Annotated in this window: 17 protein-coding genes and 1 pseudogene; 8 read left to right on the forward strand and 10 right to left on the reverse strand. The window is 67.7% G+C overall.

From position 1 onward, the window contains the following. The 4 genes from EV374_RS18130 to EV374_RS18145 all read left to right on the forward strand — a co-directional run bounded on the left by EV374_RS18130 (position 1) and on the right by EV374_RS18145 (position 3,456). The gene (locus EV374_RS18130) at positions 1–729 is read left to right on the forward strand and encodes a (Fe-S)-binding protein (RefSeq protein WP_207914320.1); all 729 of its coding nucleotides are present in this window, start codon (positions 1–3) and stop codon (positions 727–729) included. A 79-nt stretch (positions 730–808) separates the two neighbouring features. Continuing rightward, positions 809–2,218: a lactate utilization protein B gene (locus EV374_RS18135; RefSeq protein ID WP_207914337.1), complete on the forward strand. Its 1,410-nt coding sequence runs from the start codon at positions 809–811 to the stop codon at positions 2,216–2,218. Beyond that, entirely contained in the window at positions 2,200–2,832 is a 633-nt protein-coding gene (locus tag EV374_RS18140; protein WP_132236863.1) for an LUD domain-containing protein, read from the forward strand. The genes EV374_RS18135 and EV374_RS18140 overlap by 19 nt, the downstream gene beginning before the upstream one ends. Positions 2,833–3,201: 369 nt before the next feature. Further along, positions 3,202–3,456, forward strand: coding sequence for a substrate-binding domain-containing protein (locus EV374_RS18145; protein ID WP_132236865.1), 255 nt, complete (start codon positions 3,202–3,204; stop codon positions 3,454–3,456). Positions 3,457–3,562: 106 nt separating this feature from the next. Here the strand turns inward: EV374_RS18145 and EV374_RS18150 are convergent, their stop codons facing one another. Further along, entirely contained in the window at positions 3,563–4,450 is an 888-nt protein-coding gene (locus tag EV374_RS18150) for a beta-galactosidase trimerization domain-containing protein (protein WP_132236867.1), read from the reverse strand. On the opposite strand from EV374_RS18150, the gene EV374_RS18155 reads away from it, so the two are divergent. From EV374_RS18155 to EV374_RS32970, 3 genes are all read left to right on the forward strand, one after another. Continuing rightward, positions 4,449–4,853, forward strand: a complete 405-nt coding sequence (locus tag EV374_RS18155; RefSeq protein ID WP_132236869.1) for a rhamnogalacturonan endolyase family protein — start codon at positions 4,449–4,451, stop codon at positions 4,851–4,853. The two genes, EV374_RS18150 and EV374_RS18155, sit on opposite strands and share 2 nt — an antisense overlap. A gap of 117 nt (positions 4,854–4,970) precedes the next feature. Next, the gene (locus tag EV374_RS18160) at positions 4,971–5,303 is read left to right on the forward strand and encodes an L-rhamnose mutarotase (protein WP_132236871.1); all 333 of its coding nucleotides are present in this window, start codon (positions 4,971–4,973) and stop codon (positions 5,301–5,303) included. A 27-nt stretch (positions 5,304–5,330) separates the two neighbouring features. Then, entirely contained in the window at positions 5,331–5,540 is a 210-nt protein-coding gene (locus EV374_RS32970; protein WP_207914322.1) for a hypothetical protein, read from the forward strand. Between the two features lie 176 nt (positions 5,541–5,716). Here EV374_RS32970 and EV374_RS32620 read toward each other — a convergent pair whose 3' ends face one another. The 9 genes from EV374_RS32620 to EV374_RS18200 form a co-directional block, all read right to left on the reverse strand. Continuing rightward, positions 5,717–6,247 carry a hypothetical protein gene (locus tag EV374_RS32620; protein WP_165947811.1) on the reverse strand — a complete coding sequence of 177 codons (531 nt, stop codon included), beginning with the start codon at positions 6,245–6,247 and terminating at the stop codon, positions 5,717–5,719. Positions 6,248–6,291: 44 nt separating this feature from the next. Next, positions 6,292–7,224, reverse strand: a complete 933-nt coding sequence (locus EV374_RS18170) for a carbohydrate ABC transporter permease (protein ID WP_132236873.1) — start codon at positions 7,222–7,224, stop codon at positions 6,292–6,294. Further along, entirely contained in the window at positions 7,221–8,300 is a 1,080-nt protein-coding gene (locus tag EV374_RS18175; protein WP_486485822.1) for a carbohydrate ABC transporter permease, read from the reverse strand. Before EV374_RS18175 ends, EV374_RS18170 begins: the two co-directional genes overlap by 4 nt. Continuing rightward, positions 8,297–9,586 (reverse strand): extracellular solute-binding protein, encoded by a 1,290-nt coding sequence (locus tag EV374_RS18180; protein ID WP_207914325.1) that lies wholly within the window; start codon positions 9,584–9,586, stop codon positions 8,297–8,299. Before EV374_RS18180 ends, EV374_RS18175 begins: the two co-directional genes overlap by 4 nt. A 228-nt stretch (positions 9,587–9,814) precedes the next feature. Then, a complete protein-coding gene (locus tag EV374_RS18185; RefSeq protein WP_132236877.1) occupies positions 9,815–10,849 on the reverse strand; it encodes a LacI family DNA-binding transcriptional regulator in 1,035 nt (344 codons plus the stop codon). Between the two features lie 278 nt (positions 10,850–11,127). Next, entirely contained in the window at positions 11,128–12,183 is a 1,056-nt protein-coding gene (locus tag EV374_RS18190) for a glycoside hydrolase family 53 protein (RefSeq protein ID WP_486485830.1), read from the reverse strand. A 75-nt stretch (positions 12,184–12,258) separates the two neighbouring features. Next, the gene (locus EV374_RS32625; protein WP_165947827.1) at positions 12,259–12,405 is read right to left on the reverse strand and encodes a hypothetical protein; all 147 of its coding nucleotides are present in this window, start codon (positions 12,403–12,405) and stop codon (positions 12,259–12,261) included. A gap of 119 nt (positions 12,406–12,524) precedes the next feature. Continuing rightward, positions 12,525–14,762 (reverse strand): rhamnogalacturonan lyase family protein, encoded by a 2,238-nt coding sequence (locus tag EV374_RS18195; protein WP_486485823.1) that lies wholly within the window; start codon positions 14,760–14,762, stop codon positions 12,525–12,527. A gap of 319 nt (positions 14,763–15,081) precedes the next feature. After that, positions 15,082–16,065 carry a LacI family DNA-binding transcriptional regulator gene (locus EV374_RS18200; RefSeq protein ID WP_132236879.1) on the reverse strand — a complete coding sequence of 328 codons (984 nt, stop codon included), beginning with the start codon at positions 16,063–16,065 and terminating at the stop codon, positions 15,082–15,084. 259 nt (positions 16,066–16,324) lie between these two features. Here EV374_RS18200 and EV374_RS33510 point away from each other — a divergent pair. After that, positions 16,325–16,735, forward strand: a pseudogene (locus tag EV374_RS33510) (hypothetical protein); the annotation flags it as partial.

Here is a 16,735-nt window from a genome sequence, read left to right on the forward strand (position 1 = left end):
GTGCGTGTCGCGTTGTTCGCCACCTGCCTGGCCGACACGGTCTATCCGGAGGCGGCCAAGGCGACAGTACGGCTGCTGGAGCGCCTCGGCCATGAGGTGGTCTTCCCGCCGGAGCAGACCTGTTGCGCTCAGATGCACGTCAACACCGGCTATCAGCGGGAAGCGGTGCCGCTCGTCCGGCGCTACACGCGGACGTTCGCCGAGGCCGAGGTGGTCGTGGCGCCGTCGGGTTCGTGTGTCGGGTCGATCCGGCACCAGCACGCCGTCGTCGCAGCGGCGGCCGGCGACAGGGCCCTCGCCGACGCGGCCGCGTCGGTGGCAGCGCGAACCTACGAGCTGTCGGAGTTTCTCATCGACGTGCTCGGTCTCGAAGACGTTGGGGCGTACTATCCGCACCGGGTCACCTACCACCCGACCTGCCACTCCCTGCGGATGCTACGGGTGGGAGACCGGCCGCTGCGGTTGCTGCGGCAGGTTCGCGGCCTTGAGTTGGTCGAACTGCCGGCAGCTGAGCAGTGTTGCGGGTTCGGTGGCACATTCGCCATCAAGAACGCAGCGACGTCGACGGCGATGCTGGCGGACAAGATGCGCCATGTGCTGTCGACGGGCGCCGACGTGTGCACGGCGGGAGACACATCCTGTCTGATGCAGATCGGCGGAGGACTATCGCGGCTGCGTACCACGGTGCGAACCGTGCACCTTGCCGAGATCCTGGCGGCAACCGCCTGAGCGCGGTACGTGAGGAGATGCCGATGGAGGCGGCCTTTCACGACATTCGGAACGGAGAGGTGTCTTGACGTTTCTGGGGATGCCGGCCCGGGCACCGCGGGGGGTCGGGCACCTACGTGAGGGCGAACCGTTTCCGGCTGCGGCTCGCACTGCGCTGGAGAATCCACAGCTACGGCGTAATCTGGGTCACGCCACCGCCACGATCCGCAGCAGGTCCGCCGCCGTGATCGGGGAAATGCCCGACTGGCAGCAACTGCGGGAAGCCGGTTCAGCGATCAAGGCGGACGTCATGGCGCGGTTGCCCTCGCTGCTGGAAGAACTCGAGGCGAGGGTCGTCGAAGCCGGTGGCGTCGTGCACTGGGCCGCCGACGCCATCGAGGCCAACACGATCGTCACGGACCTGGTCCGCGCCACCGGCAGCGACCGAGTCATCAAGGTCAAGTCGATGGCGACGCAGGAGATCGGCCTCAACGAGGCATTGGAGTCGGCGGGGATCGCTGCGGTAGAGACCGATCTCGCCGAACTGATCGTGCAACTCGGCGAGGACAAACCGAGCCACATCCTGGTGCCGGCCATCCACCGTAATCGCTCGGAGATCCGCGAGATCTTTCTACGCACGATGCCGGACGTAGATCCTTCGCTGACGGATGAGCCGCGGGTGCTGGCAGCAGCAGCCCGCCGCTACCTGCGTGAGATGTTCCTGACGACCAAGGTGGCGGTCAGCGGTGCGAACTTCGCGATCGCCGAGACCGGCACCCTGGCTGTGGTCGAGTCCGAAGGCAACGGCCGGATGTGCCTCACCCTGCCGGACACTCTGATCACCGTGATGGGCATCGAGAAGGTGCTGCCAACCTGGCGTGACCTGGAGGTCTTCCTGCAACTGCTGCCGCGGGCCTCGACCGGTGAGCGGATGAACCCGTACACCACCATGTGGACCGGGGTCACGCCAGGCGATGGACCGCAGCACTTTCACCTGGTGTTGCTCGACAACGGACGCAGCGCGATCCTCGCTGATCCGGCGGGACGGGCGGCGCTGCACTGCATCCGCTGCTCAGCGTGCCTCAACGTGTGCCCGGTCTACGAACGCACCGGCGGCCACGCGTACGGATCGGTCTACCCCGGACCGATCGGCGCGGTCCTCTCCCCACAACTCACCGGGATCGCCGACAACGCGTCGTTACCGTACGCGTCGTCACTCTGTGGCGCCTGCTTTGACGCCTGCCCGGTAAGGATCGACATTCCGTCGATGCTGGTGCACCTGCGCAACCAGGCCCCGCACCCACGAGCCGAGAGGGCGGCAATGGCCGCAGCCGCTTACGTCATGGACCATCCGAAACTGTACGCGGCAGCGCAGCGCGCCACCCGGACCGCACGGCTCGCCGGACGGCGCGGACGCGGCCTGCCCCCGCCGCTGACTGGCTGGACCGCAGAGCGTGACCTGCCGGACCTGCCCGCCGAGACGTTCCGTCAATGGTGGGCGAAGCGATGACATCCTCCGCACGAGGCAGCCGCGACCTCGTGCTCGGCCGACTCCGGGCCGCGCTCAGCAGTCAGCCGGCAGACACGCCGGAAACGCCGCGTCACTATCGAGGGATGACCGGAGCCGGTGACATCGAGCTGCTTACCGAGCGCTTGATCGACTACCGGGCGACCGTGCACCGCTGCGCACCGGATGGGATCGCCGCCGTTGTCGGACAGCTGCTCCACGCCCGTACCGTGGTGGTGCCGCCCGGTCTGCCGGCCGATTGGCTCCCACCGGGCGTACGCGTGCGGCGCGACGACGGCCGGCTCACCCATGCGGAGATCGGTGGTACCGACGCAGCGGTCACCGCAGCGGCCGTCGCGGTCGCGATGACCGGCACCATCGTGCTGGACGCGGCGGCCGACCAGGGCCGGCGGGTGCTCAGCTTACTGCCGGACATGCACGTCTGCGTTGTCCGCGCCGACCAGGTGGTCGCCTCGGTGCCGGACGCGATCGACCGGCTCGGCCCACACCAGCCCCTCACCTGGATCAGCGGTCCGTCGGCCACCAGCGACATCGAGTTCGACCGAGTCGAAGGCGTTCATGGCCCGCGGACCCTACGCGTCGTGCTGGTCGGTTGAGGACGACAGGCACTGCCGTATTGAGCCTGTCCAGGCGAAAAAGCGTCCAGCGCTGCCACGATCCGGCGGGAGATCGCGCCGGCGGATCGTAGCCGACCAGCACACGCCCTCGCCGCACGGAATGCGGGTGGCGTCGGCGACCAGAGCCGGTTCGGCCCGGTCGCGGTGAACTGACGGTTGACCGGATCCGGCACCGGCGTGTGCCGTGGGTCCTGCCGCAGCAGTGCACGCAACTGACCACCACCGGCTCGGCCCGACACTCTCTCAACCAACGTCAGCGGGCTGCCTGTCCCAGTCGACCACGAGGATTCTTCGTAGGAGTGTCGACGTGTCGGACAACCAGAGTGACGCTCTCGATCCCCTGACTCGATGGCTCTACAGCCAGCGGCAGAACGGTCCGCAACCACCTATCCAAGGGCAGCCTGGCCTGCGATTGACATCGCGTTCGCCGGAGCCGCCGCCGTCCCGCTGTCGTCGATCCGCCAGCCGCGTGAGCAGCTGGGCCGCACGGCCGTTCCACTGCTGCTGGAGCAGCCCGACGCCAGTGGTACACACCGTCACCGCCACGTCGTGCTCCAGCCGGGACTCGTCGTACGCCGCCCCAGCGCCCAGCCCCGGCGCTGACCGCCATGACGGGCAGTCGCCCGATCCGCGCGCCCTCCGCGCACGGACTCGACGCCGGCAACCGCGCGAGGTCGTCGTCCTGACTGACGGCGCTCGGCAGCCGCGTTCACTCGGTGACGACTATCCGCACCTGACCGCCCCCAACGGTCGCCGCGCCGGCGCAGCGTGTGCCGTCCAACACATCGACGCCGACGACGTCCGACACGACCACCGGCTCGTCACCGTGGTTGATGAGGAACAGGTGTGCACCGCGCCGCACCGCCTCCAGGGTGTCCGGCAGGCCACGCGGTCGGTCCACGCCGGCCACGTCCGGTGCCCGCGCCAGCACCGGCCGCAGGCCGTCAATGTTGGTCGCGACGTACCAGGCGGTGCCGCGCCCGAGGTCGTGGCGGGTAGTCGCGGGATGGCCCGCGTCAGGACCGGAGGCAAAGTGGATGACCGGCGTCGCGCCTGCGGGGCGTACACGCTCCGACCAGACCCGGGCGTTCGATCCGTCGGACAACGCGACGGTCTCGTGCTCCCGCAGCGGATGAAACTCCTCGATGGACAACCCCAGCACGTCGCGTAGGGCGCCCGGGTGCACCGTGTCATGCTCGTCGACGATCCCGGAGAAGTACGACACCAGCAGGTGCCCGCCCGACTCGACATGACGGCGCAGGTTCTTGGCCGCGTCCTCCCCCAGAAGGTACCCGTTCGCCACCACCAACAGCCGGTACGCCGACAGGTTGGCGGCCGGGTGCACGAAGTCGACCGTGGCGTGTTCGCGCCAGAGCGCCTGGTAGTACGCGTCGACGCGCTCCCGGAAGCGCAGGTCCGTGCTGGGCCGCCACTCCAGTTCGAGCGCCACCGTCGGCGTTGTCCCGTGCCGACGCGCCGGGCTTGACTCCGAAACGCACCTCACCGATAGTTGGAACGTTTCAGGCAATCGATCGGAGTCAGGCAGCGCCGTCAGCCCGCCAGTCGGGCAACGCGACCAGACGAGGAGATCCCGCATGAGCCCTCGGACCCGAAACCGCAGCCTGGGGCGTGCAGCGGTGGTTCTCGCCTGCACGGCGGCACTGGCCCTCAACGGTTCTGCCGCCTCCGCAGGCGGCCCTCAACGGCAGGACGGCACTGCCGCCGTCCACCTCGAACAGCTCGACCGGGGGCTGGTCGCGGTTTCCACCACCGAGGGTGTCTTCCTCAGTTGGCGGTTGCGCGGAAACGAGGTCACCGGGCGCACGCCCGCCGGCCTGACCGGCCCGGACTTCCACGTCTACCGCGACGGGCAGCGGGTCGCGACGGTCGCCGACAGCACGAACCACCTCGACCGGGTGGGTACCGGCGCTTCGAAATACCAGATCGCCGGTGTTGTCGGCGGCGCCGAAGTCGATCTCAGCGCCGAGGTTTCGCCGTGAGTCGCCGGCTACCACGACCTGCCGCTACTCAAGCCCGCCGGCCCGGTCTGGTCCGCCTCGACCCTTCTCGAGACCCGGCCCACGGCCCTGCTGACTCCACCTCGTCCGGAGGATGCCATGCATCGAGTCTGCTTCACGCTCCAGGTAAACCCCGATCGACTTGTGGAGTACCGACGTCGCCATGCCCCCGTGTGGCGGGAGATGCTCGAAGCGCTGCACGAGGCCGGCTGGCACGACTACTCGCTCTTTCTCCGCGAGGACGGGCTGCTCGTGGGGACACTCCTGACGGATGACTTCGCCACCGCCCGGGTCGCAATGGAGGCGACCGAGGTAAACGCCCGCTGGCAGGCCGAGATGGCGGAGTTCTTCGAGTCCGGCCGACCCGACCATGCGATGTGCGTCCTCACCGAGGTGTTCAACCTCGACCGGCAGCTCCACCAGAACCAGTGAAGCGGTGTCGGCCAGGACGATCGGCACATGACCACCGGCGAGGGCGCCGGCGTCGACGACTACGCCACACGCATTTTGACGCATGCTGTGCGCGGCCGCATGACCTTCCGCCGGCGGAGGTCGGTGTACGGCTACTACGCAAAGTGGGAGGCGGACGGGACCACGCAGGGAATCCACGATCTGTTGCGGGAGCAGGTTCGCGCGGCCCGGGCCCTAGCGCGAGCCCATCAGCGGTAGTCCTGGACTCGCAGAGCGGGAAGACCTCCAGCAACGTCAGTGAGTCCAGCCAGGGCATCGATGCGGCGAAGAAGATCAAGGGACGCAAGCGGCACATCGCCACCGACGCCCTCTCAGGTCAGGCACTGGCAGGCTGCCCTCAGCCCCACCCGCGCCGCCCGCCACGCTGTGGAGGGTCACGACGCCCGACTGTTGGCACGGTTCTGCACAGCGACGACCGCGAACGCGACAATGCCGAGGGACGGCACGAGCAGTGGGAAGAACTGCCAGGTCAGGACTGCGGCAAGCGTCACCGCGACGAACAGGTACAGGACGGCCGAGAGGTCGGCGTCGAGTTGGTCTCGTAGCCCGCGGACGGCTGAGCGCCAGCCGCAATCGGGTGTCCATGCGCCGGCCGCCATCACGACAGCGGTGGCGACGATGCCGAGAGCGATCCAGCCGGCGACAGCCATCAGGGTGCCCGCCGGGGTCGGGTCAGTGCCGGCCAGTCCGATGGCGAAGACCGCCGCGGTGGCGCCGAACAGCGCTGCCAGCCCAACCGCCACTCCCCCTGCGACGGCCGACTTGGCGTCGCGCCACAGCGCGGCGTACGGGCATCCCTCGTCATTGACGTATCGCCGCAGGTGACCGACGCCGGCGGCCAGGGCCGCCGGGAGCGTCACCACGGGCAGCGCCAGCAGCGCGACAGCGACGCCGGTGAACAGCACCTCGCCGAGAAGGGCGAAGCCGTTACTGATCGGAGGTGACGCCCTCACCCCTTCAGCCCCTGGGTGGCGACGCCCCGGATGAGCAGGCGCTGGAAGATCAGGAAGAACAGCAGCACCGGAATCAGGGACACGAGGGAGGCGGCAACGGTGGCACCGTAGTCGGAGGTGCTGGTCGCGTCGTTGTACAGCCGCAGCGCCACAGGAAGGGTGTAGTTCTCCGGGGAGGTAAGGTAGATCAGCGGTCCGAGGAAGTCGTTCCAGGTCCAGATGAAGCTGAAGATGCCGCCCGTGACCAGGGCCGGGCGTAGCAGCGGCAGGATGATCGACCAGAAGATACGAATGTGGCCAGCGCCGTCGATGCGGGCTGCTTCATCCAGTTCGTGTGGGATGTTACGGATGAACTGGACCATGAGGAACACGAAGAACGCTTCGGTGCCGAGGAACTTGCCGATCAGCAGTGGCACGTAGGTGTCCAGCAGGTCCAGCTGGTTGAAGATGATGTACTGCGGGATGATGATCACATGGAACGGCAGGAGCAGCGTTCCGATCATCGCGGCGAAGAACAGCCCGGACCCTTTGAACCCGATACGGGCGAAGGCATATCCCGCCAGCGCGCTGGAACCCAACGTGCCGACCACCGCCAGGGAGGCCACGATCAGCGAGTTGAGACCGTAGCGCCACAGCGGGATGCCGGCGATGCCGTCCCAGACCCGGACGTAGTTGTCCATCGTCGGTTCCCACGGCAGCAGACCGCTGTTCTGGCCGAACTCGCTGGACGGCTTGAGGGTGGCGAAGAGCAGCCACACAAGCGGGTAGAGCACAACCGCCGCCAGCACGGTCAGCGTCAGATACCACACCGACGTGGCCAGCAGCCCGCGGCGACCTCGACGCCGAGCGCGCCGGGGCGCCCCGCCGTCCCGGTGGCCCGCGTGCTCGGGGGCGCTGGGTTCGGATTCGGCATGTTCGATCGTGGTCACCGATTGTCTCCCGCGTAGTACACCCACGAGCGGGCGGTCCGGAACATGATCAGCGCGATGACGGCAACGACGATGAGGACGATCCACGCGATCGCCGAGGCGTAGCCCATCTGCAGGTCGGCGAAGCCGCGCTTGTACATGTAGAGCGTGATGAAATTGAGCTGGCCGCCGGGAGCGCCGGAGCCGTTGGAGATGATGAACGCCGACCCGAACACCTGGAAGGCGTGGACCGTCTCCAGCAACAGGTTGAAGAAGATGACCGGCGACAGCATCGGCACGGTCACCTTCAAGAACTTGTGGACCGGGCCCGCGCCGTCGACTTCCGCTGCTTCGTAGAGCTCAGTGGGAACCTGCTTGAGGCCGGCCAGGAAGATGACCATCGGGGCACCGAACTGCCACACCACCAGGATGATCATCATGGGGATGGCGAGGTCGACGTCGCCGACCCAGCCGCCCAGCTCGATGCCGAAGATTCGCAGGGAGCCGTCGACCGGGCCACCGCCGGCGAACATCGCCCGCCACACGATCGCCACCGAGACGCTGGCGCCAATGAGGCTGGGCGCGTAGAACGCCGATCGGAAGAACCCCGAACCTCGGGTGACGAAGTTGAGCAGCATCGCGACCGCCAAGGCCGCGACGAGCTTGACCGGGGTGCCGATGAGCACGTACTCGAGGGTCACCCTCGCCGAACGCAGGAAGACCGGGTCGTCGGTGAACATCCGGACGAAATTGTCGAAGCCCACCCACTCCGGCGGGGTGAAGATGTCGTACCTGGTGAACGCCAGGTAGAGCGAGACGGCCATTGGACCGACGGTGAGGCCGAAGAACCCCATCAGCCACGGAATCAGGAATCCGTACCCGGCCCTGGTATCGCGTCGGGCTATCGTCGACGCGCCGCCGGAGGCGCGTCGCGTCGACTGCGGCCGGCCGTTGGGGGTGGGCGCTCCGTCCGCACGAAATGCTGTCGTGCGGACGGAGCCGCGCGCCGTCGGCGTCCCCCCGGGGACAGGGGTCGATGCCATGGGTTCTCCGCTCGTTGGGTTCCGACGGGTGCGCGGCCAACGCCAGGTGTTCACTTCTTGAGGATGGTGTCCATCTCGTTGAAGAACTGGTTCACTGCTTGGTCGACCGTGATCGACCCGAGGCCGAGTTCCTCGCTCAACTGCCGGAACTTCTCCTCGACCGAGCCGTAGCCCACAACGGGGACCGGGGGCGCCTCGCCCAGACGATTTTTGATCGAGGTTTCGTAGTCAAGGATCTTCTGTGACAGGGGGTCGAGCTGGACGCCGCCCAGGTGTGTCGCGGAAGCCGGGAGGCCACGGTTGGTGCCGAACACGGCACCCGCCTCCTTGCTGTTGATCAAGAAATCGACCAGCAGCGCCGATGCCTCCGGGTGCTTGGTGTTCGCGGCGATGGCATGCAGCATCGACGGCTTCAGGTACAGGTCCTTGGACGCGGCCTTGGTCGTCGGCGGAGCCGTCAGGGTGAGGCCACTCGCATCGATGCCGAGGTCACCGGCATAGCCGGCGCCGAAGTTGTCCCAGGTCATCTCACTGGCGGTCTGGCCCGAGCCGAAGCCGGACTTGGGTGCAACCTCGAGCAGGCGCTTGGTCGGGATCGTCGCGCCGCTGCTCCGTACCTGTGCGCCGCGGTTCCAGAACTCGGTCAGCTCCGCCTTGGTGAACTGCGGCGTGCCGGCGTCATCGAACAGGTTCTTGCCGTTGGCACGCAGCGTGAGCTCGAAGTTCTGGAGGCGTCCGGTCGGGTCAGTGCCACCCCACACCTTGCCGGCACCGGCCTTGGTCACGGAGTTCATCCATGCCGTGTACTCGTCCAACGACGTACCACCGGGATACGCCGCGACGCCGGACTTGCTCAGCAGCGCGTTGTTGATGAACATCGCCCACGCGTTGGTGCCGACGGGCAGCGCCGTCGTCACGCCGTTCACCACGCCGACCTTGAGAGTCGACTCGTTGAACCCATCGGTCTTGATGTATTTGCCGAAGTAGGGCTTAAGGTCGAGCAGGAGCTTGTTCTGCGAGTACTGGCGCAGGTACGCGTAGTCGAACTGCATCACATCGGGCAGGTCGCGGCCGACGGACTCGATCTGGCGCTTCTCCCAGAACTCCGGAAAGGCCAGGAAGGTGGAGTTGACGGTGATCTTGGGGTACTTCTCGTTGAACTTCGCGATCGCGTCCTTGTAGAAGCCGGCACGGGTGTCGTTGCCCCAGAAGGCCAGGTCAAGGGTGACCGGTGCGTTCGGGTCGAAGTCGGCCTTGGGCCCCTCAGGCTCGCCACCGCAACCGGCGAGCATCAGTGCCGCGCTGGCGATGGCCACGACCGCGATCTTGAAACGTTTCACTTATAGTGTCCCTTCTGGACGTGCACAGCTCACACAGCCACCCCGAGACGGACCCCTGGCAAGCTGCCCGGAGAGCGCTTGCCGGCCCACACTAATGAACACCTATGTGTTACGCAAGCGTTTCGCGTCCGACGACAGGAGTGCACCGTGAGGCCCTGACCTGGGTGGCACAAACGTTTCAACTCCACAGCTCCGACCCTGCGGCCGGCACCGAGTCGGCGTCGACCATCAGGACGATACGTCGGCGTGGCGCACCACCGGCTCACTGGACGAGGCACGCAGCACCAGTTCGGGCTGGAAGACGACCTGGCGATGCGTGTGATGGCCCTTGGCGTTGAGCTCGTCCTCAAGCAGTTCCACGGCGGTGCGGCCCAGCTCGGCTCGGGGTTGACGCACCGACGACAGTGGAACCGCGGCGGCGGCGGCGAACTCGATGTCGTCGTAGCCCACGATGGCGATGTCACCCGGGACGCGCACGCCGCGCCGGGTCAACTCCTGCAGCACCCCGAGTGCGAGCAGATCATTGGCGCAAGCGATGGCGGTCGGCCGGGTCCCGGCCGGCAGGTCGACGATCTCGCTGGCGGCGCCACGGCCGGCGGCGACGGTGAGGTCGCCTGTCGGCACGTCGGTGATGTCGGCTCCTCGGGCCGCCAAGCCCAGCCCCTTTCGGCGGTCGACGACCTGGCGGAGCGTCGGTGGGCCGCCGACGAAGGCGATGCGCCGGTGGCCCATTGCCACGAGGTGCTCGCCCACCAGCCGCCCGCCGAGCAGGTCATTGACCGTGACCGAGCAGAGGTTGAAAAGCCCCGCTCCCCGATCGACCAGGATCACGGGTGTGCCCCGCCTGGACAGTTCCTCCAGGCGTACACCATTGGTCTCGTCGACAGGCGTAATGAGCACACCCTGCACCCGCTGCTGCGCGAGCTGGTTGAGGTAGCGCTCCTCACGGTCGGCACGCTGTGCGCTGTCGCAGACGACCACGATGACATCTCGCTCGTCCAAGGCGTCCTCAGCACCGCGGACGACGTCGGTGAAGAAGGGGTTGGCCACGTCGAGGACGACGATCGCGATCTGGCGGCTGCGGCCGGCCCGCAATTGGCGGGCTGAGTCGTTCCGAACGTAACCCAGCTGTTCAATCGCCGCCAGTACCCGTTGCTCGGTGAGTTTGGCGACCCCGGCCCGCCCGTTGATCACGTTACTCACGGTGCCGAGGGACACCCCAGCCAGCGCGGCGACCTCCTTGATGCCGACGGGCGAGTTCATGTGCCAACGTTAGCCCAGGCGCACCCTCCCGCTGGCGGCCGTCTACGCCGCCCGGGCGTGGCGGGTGTCGCAGCAGAAGCCGAGATCATCCCGGCCAGCAGCGTGGCGTAGGTGGGGGTCATAGAGCCAGCCTGGATGCTCCTGCCTGTGTCGGACGGTCCCGAACTCAGCGGAGCGGGATCGACGATCCGGCGGCTCCGCGTCCGCCGCCCCTGTTTCGGTGGCCAGGGCCGGCGGCCTGCGGCTTACCGGGGAGGACGCTGCGGTCGGTGGCGGTGTCACGGCAGCCACTGGATGTTGGGGTTGAGGCGGCCGGTCCGGTCGAAGACGGCCATGTTGTCCCACTCGTTGCCCGAGTTGTTGATGTCGGTGGGGTTCCAGCCGTTGCCGGGCACCGCGTACCACGCGGGCTCCCAATAGAAGACCCCGATGGCGCCGGCGTTGCGGGCGGTGTTCTGCACCGCGGCGAAGTTGGCCTGCTGTCCGGCGGGCGTGACCGCGTATCCCGAGCACCCGCTCGTCACCACGTTCTGGGTGCTGTCGGCGTTCGCCGTGGTGTAGGGGTAGGCGGTCTCGGCGATGATGACCGGCTTGCCGTAACGGGTCCTCATGTCGGACACCACGCTGGCTAGGTTCGACAGGCTGCCGTGCCAGAAGCAGTAGTACGACAGCCCGGTGATGTCCCACTGCACGCCCTGGGCCCTGATGCCGTCGTAGAACCAACGGGCGCCGCTCCCGACGTTCGCGGTGTGGATAGCGACCTGAGTGCTGCTGTTGCACGCCTTAGCCGCGTTGTAGCCCGCCTTGAGCAACAGCCCCAGGTTGTAGAAGTTGTTGTTGAGGACGCGGCCGTCGTCCCACAGCATCCCGGTGTTGATCTCGTTGCCGATCTGCACGCTGTCGGGCACCGTGCCCTGCGCCTTCAGGCTGTCGCAGACGTCGTAGGTGTAGTTGTAGACATCGGTCTGCAGTTGGCTGATGCCGTGGCTGGCCCACGCCGCCGGCTTGAACTGCTTGCCGGGGTCGGCCCAGGTGTCGGAGTAGTGGAAGTCGACCATGAGCTTCAGGCCCTTGGCCTTCACCGTGCGGGCGTACTGCAGGACCTTGTCCTTGTTGTTGTAGCCGCTGCGCGGATTGTTCCAGACCCGCAGGCGGACGTAGTTCACCCCGACACTCTTGAGGATGTCCAGCGGATCGCCCTGGGTGCCGTTGGCGTACTGATACCGGGCGCCGAGATCGGCCGCGCGCTGCCCAGTAGACAGGTCGGCGCCGCGCATGATGGGGTCCCTGTCGCCGTCGGCCGTAGTCACTTCGAGGAAGTCCACGTTGGCCAGCCCGCCGGTGGTCGTTGCCGCCAGGCGCACGGTGTTGGTCCCTGCGACCAGCTGCACCGTCACGTTCCTGGTCGTTTAGGTGGTCCACGCGCCGGTGGCCGGCGCCGACTCCGCCTCGGGGCGGGTCGTCGCGTCGTACGCGGTGGGTGCGAGCAGGACGGCGACGCCGGACAGAGCCGTGGCCACCGTCGCGGCCACCCGGGTCTTCACGTACCACTTCATGGATGCTCCCGCGGGGGATGAAGCGTGGGCTGCCGAGTCGTTTCGCGGTCACAGGTTGCGTCGTGCCGGGGTCGGGCGTGCCGGCGGCTTCACCGGCGCGCCCGACCGTGGCTGGTGGGTCAGCGGACGTAGATGTTGGGCTGGGGCGGGGTGGACATGCCGTTGCCGAGGAAGAAGCTCGGGTGCGGCGGCTGGTTGTAGGCGGTGTTCTGCCACGCGATGGCGACCCGGTACTGCGGGTTGTGCATCAGGGTGTAGATCTTCGTCGTGGTCGGCGTGGGGGTGGCGTAGATCCGCAGCGCGGCGTTGTCGTCGCGCGGGAGGATGATCTCCTCGCGCCAGTCGCCGAACAGGTCGCCGGACAGCGACGGGGTGGACTTGGTGCCGTTGATCGAGTGGGCGCCCGTCCCGGTGAGCAGGCGGGTGTCGCCGCCGGTGCCGTACTTGTCGACGTGGTTGCCGTCGAGCAGTTCGCGGACCGGGTCGGCGTCCCACCAGGCGAGGAAGTTGTAGCTGCTGGGGTTGCGCCCAACGTTGCCGCCAGAGGAATTGAAGAGGTTGCCCAGGCCGGTCCCCGATCCCCAGAATTCGGCTCCCGCGCTGCCGGCGTAGATGTCGCCGGCCGCGCCGCGGGCCGGTCCCTCGCACCCGCAGCTGTTGTTCTTCTGCATGATGATGGCGCCGGTGTTGGCGTCGCGCAGCGTCGCGGAGGCACCGGAGCTCTGCTCGTGGATCTGCCAGATCTCCTCGCCGGCGCGGCTGGGCACGAAGTCGCTGACGTGCAGGGCGTCGCCGTGAGCGTAGAAACTGGTGGTGTACCGTCCGGTCCCGTTGGCGTTGATCGTCATGCCGCCGTAGATGATCTCGTCGGTGCCGTTGCCGTCGACGTCGGCGATGGACAACGAGTGCGCGCCTCGGCCGGTCCACTGGCTGCCGGCCTGACTCGAATCGAACTTCCAACGCAGCGTGAGTTGGCCGTTGCGGAAGTCCCACGCGGCGATCGTGCTCTTGGCGTAGTAGCCACGGCCCATGACGAGACTCGGGCGCTGGCCGTCGAGGTACGCGGTGCCGGCCAGGAACCGGTCGCCGCGGTTGCCGTAGTTGTCACCCCAGTCATTGATGTTGCCGCGCGCCGGCTCGAAGTTCACCGTGGACATCGCCGCACCCGTGAGGCCGTTGAACATCGTCAGGTACTCGGGCCCGGTGATGATGTAGCCGCTGGAGTTGCGGTGGTCGGCACTGCCGTTGCCGATCACCTGCCCGGTGCCGGAGACGGTGCCGTCACCGGTCTTGACCGCCATCTCGGCCCGGCCGTCGCCGTCGTAGTCGTACACCTGGAACTGGGTGTAGTGCGCGCCGGCGCGAATGTTGCGACCCAGGTCGATGCGCCACAGCCGCTGCCCGTTCAGCCGGTAGGCGTCGAGGTAGACGTTGCTGGTGACGCCGGACTGGGAGTTGTCCTTCTGGTCGCGGGGGTCCCACTTGAGGAATATCTCGTACTGGCCATCGCCGTCGACGTCGCCGACGCTGGCGTCTCCCGCGGTGTAGTTGGTGCCGGGCCTTGAGATCGGCACATCGAGGTAGTTTCCCCCGGTGAAGCGCAGCGATGGCTCGGATGTGCCCTGCTCGACGCCGTTCACGACCGGGCGGACGGTGTAGGAGGCGTCCGCTGCGGCTCCGGCGTCCAGGTAGTTCGTGGAGTTCGTGATCGGCGAGGCGGTCAGCTTCGTGCCACCGCGGTAGACGTTGAACGCGGTCGCGGGCGACTCGTTGCCGAACAGCCGCCACGACACCAGGTTGCCCGACCCCGAACGCACACTGACCAGACCGCGGTTCAGGTCCTCCATCTGCCTCCCGGATGGTGGGGGCGTGCTGCCGGATTCGAGCTCGACGTAGTCGATGTTGGCCAGACCGGCCGCGGTGGTCGGGTTCAGGCGGATCGTGTTGGTGCCGGAATTCAACGTGAGGTTCAACGTCTTGATGGTCCACGTGGACCAGGCACCGGTCGGGTCGAAGGCTACGGCCGACTGGACCACGGCGCCGTTGACGAGCACGTCGGCCGGCCGGCCAGCAGACCCCCCGTTGGCGAACCGCAGGGCGACTGCGGTGGTCCCGGCCGCGGCCGCGGTCACGGTGAACTGCGCGCCTGCTCCGACAGCGTTGTCGGCGTTGCAGAACCCGCTGCCGGAATACCCGGCGTGGTTGGACTCGATCACTCCGGTGCAGGTGGCGGGCGGGGACTCGGCCTCGTAACGGGTCACCGCAGCGGAAGCCTGGGTGACCGAGACCATCACGGCGCCGAGCGTCACCGCCGTGCAGGCGGAGAGCAACGCGAGGCGCTGTCTGGGTGGAAGCACGGTGATCTCCATCAGGTAGATCGGACAGTCCGGGGAGCAGGTGGCGGGCAGAACGCCATCTCCTCCACGACCCTGACCGGCGCTGTGAAGTGGGTCGACGAGCGGTGCTGCTGGTCGGCGCCCCGCAGACGCCGATCGGGCGGTCCCTCGTGGGGTGCAGTGCGCAGGACATGGCTCTGTGAGCGCTCACGGTAACGATTGAATCGTTCAATGTAAATAGCTTGTTGCGCGGAGGTGTCCGGGTGTCGACCCAGGTCTCCCGAGCTCACTCACGCGCGTCCGCGTCGTGAGGTTGACGCTGGCACCTGCGGAAACCGCCTCAGGCGGACGCCCGCCGGACCAGCTCGACGGGCAGCGTGAGCGAGGCCGGAACACCGCCGTCGATCATGGCGAACAGCACCCGCACCATCTCGCGTCCGACCTGGTCGAGCGGCTGATGCACGGTGGTCAGCGGTGGCTCGGTCGACTGCGCGATCAGCGAGTTGTCGAAACCACCGAGCGCAACATCCTGCGGCACACGCCGGCCGGCCGCCCGCAGGGCGGTCAACGCCCCTGCCGCCAGCAGGTCGGAGGCGGCGAACAGCGCGTCCACATCCGGCGCCTGCGTCAACAGCGCACGCGTCGCGCTCTCCCCCGCCGTGATGCTGTAATGGGCGGCGTGTGCGATCAGGCGCGGGTCGGCCTGCGGTCCGAGCACGTCGAGGTAGCCCCGAAGCCGCTCGGCCCCGCCGGAGGTGTCCAACGGACCGGTGACGATACCGACCCGGCTTCTGCCGAGGTCGTGCAGGTAACGCGTCATACGCCGGCCGCCCTCACGGTCGTCGGCGGCCACGTATCGAAAGTCGGCGCCCTCATCGCAGGGCTTCCCGCAGAACACCACCGGCAGAGCGCCACCGGCCAGATCACCGGCCAGCGGATCACCGCGGTGGGTGGAGACCATCAATACGCCGTCGACGTGGCCGGCCCGGACGTAGGCGGAGATGCGCCGGCGCTCGTCGTCGCCGTCGGCGATCATGAGCGTGAGGGTGGCCTCGCGGGTGGCCAACTCCTGCGCCGCCGCCCGCGCCAGCGTGTTGAAGTTCGGATCCTCAAACAGCCGCTCGTGCGGCTCGGAGAGCACGAACGCGACGGCGTTGGCACGCCGCGTGACCAGGCTTCGGGCGTGATGGTTCACGACGTAGCCGATGGCGGTCATGGCATCGCGTACGGCGGCGTCGGCAGCGTCGCTCACGTCGTGACCGCCGTTGAGCACACGGGAGACGGTGCCGCGAGATACCCCCGCCAGCCGGGCGACATCCTCCATGGTGGGACCGGTGCGTCGGGCACGACGTGCGGCACCCCGAGACTTGGGGTGCGGGGCCTGGGTGTCGCTCACCTCGGCCACAGAGCGGGTGGACCGGACCAGCAGGACGCCGCCCGCACCTCGCCGATCGACGTCCGAACGTTCGTCACGCAAAGATCATACGCAGCGACGGTCGGCCAGGAGTGGGATGGTCCGGTGGCCCTTCCGGCACGGCCACCGACACCTGCCGCAGTTCCTGCGGGACGAGCGATCCAGCACGGTGAAACGTTTCTGGCAGTTCATCGACCCGGCGACGCCCAGTCGATTGACGCCTACGGATCATCGGTGCAACCTGTTTGTCCCGCCACGCGCACAAACGCGGCACCATCGCCTCGCCCAACGCGAAAGAGCAGCAGCTCAACCACAGGCTCCCGACCGCCTCACCCAAGACGACATCCGCCGCCTCGTCGGCACCTTCGACGACATCCGCAACAACCTGCGGAACGCCCACAGCGAGGACAAGAGCAACGTCCACCGCGAGCTACGGCTCGCCCTCACCTACAACCCCGGTAAAACAAAATCAGCGTCGAGGCTAATACTGCAACGGCAGTTGGTCAGGGGTAGCCGCGTCGTCGGTAGTGGCAGGTTCGGGCTTGGTGTTGGCGTCGTCGGCGCCATCGGGACCAGGCCC

This window comes from Micromonospora sp. CNZ303, assembly GCF_004345505.1.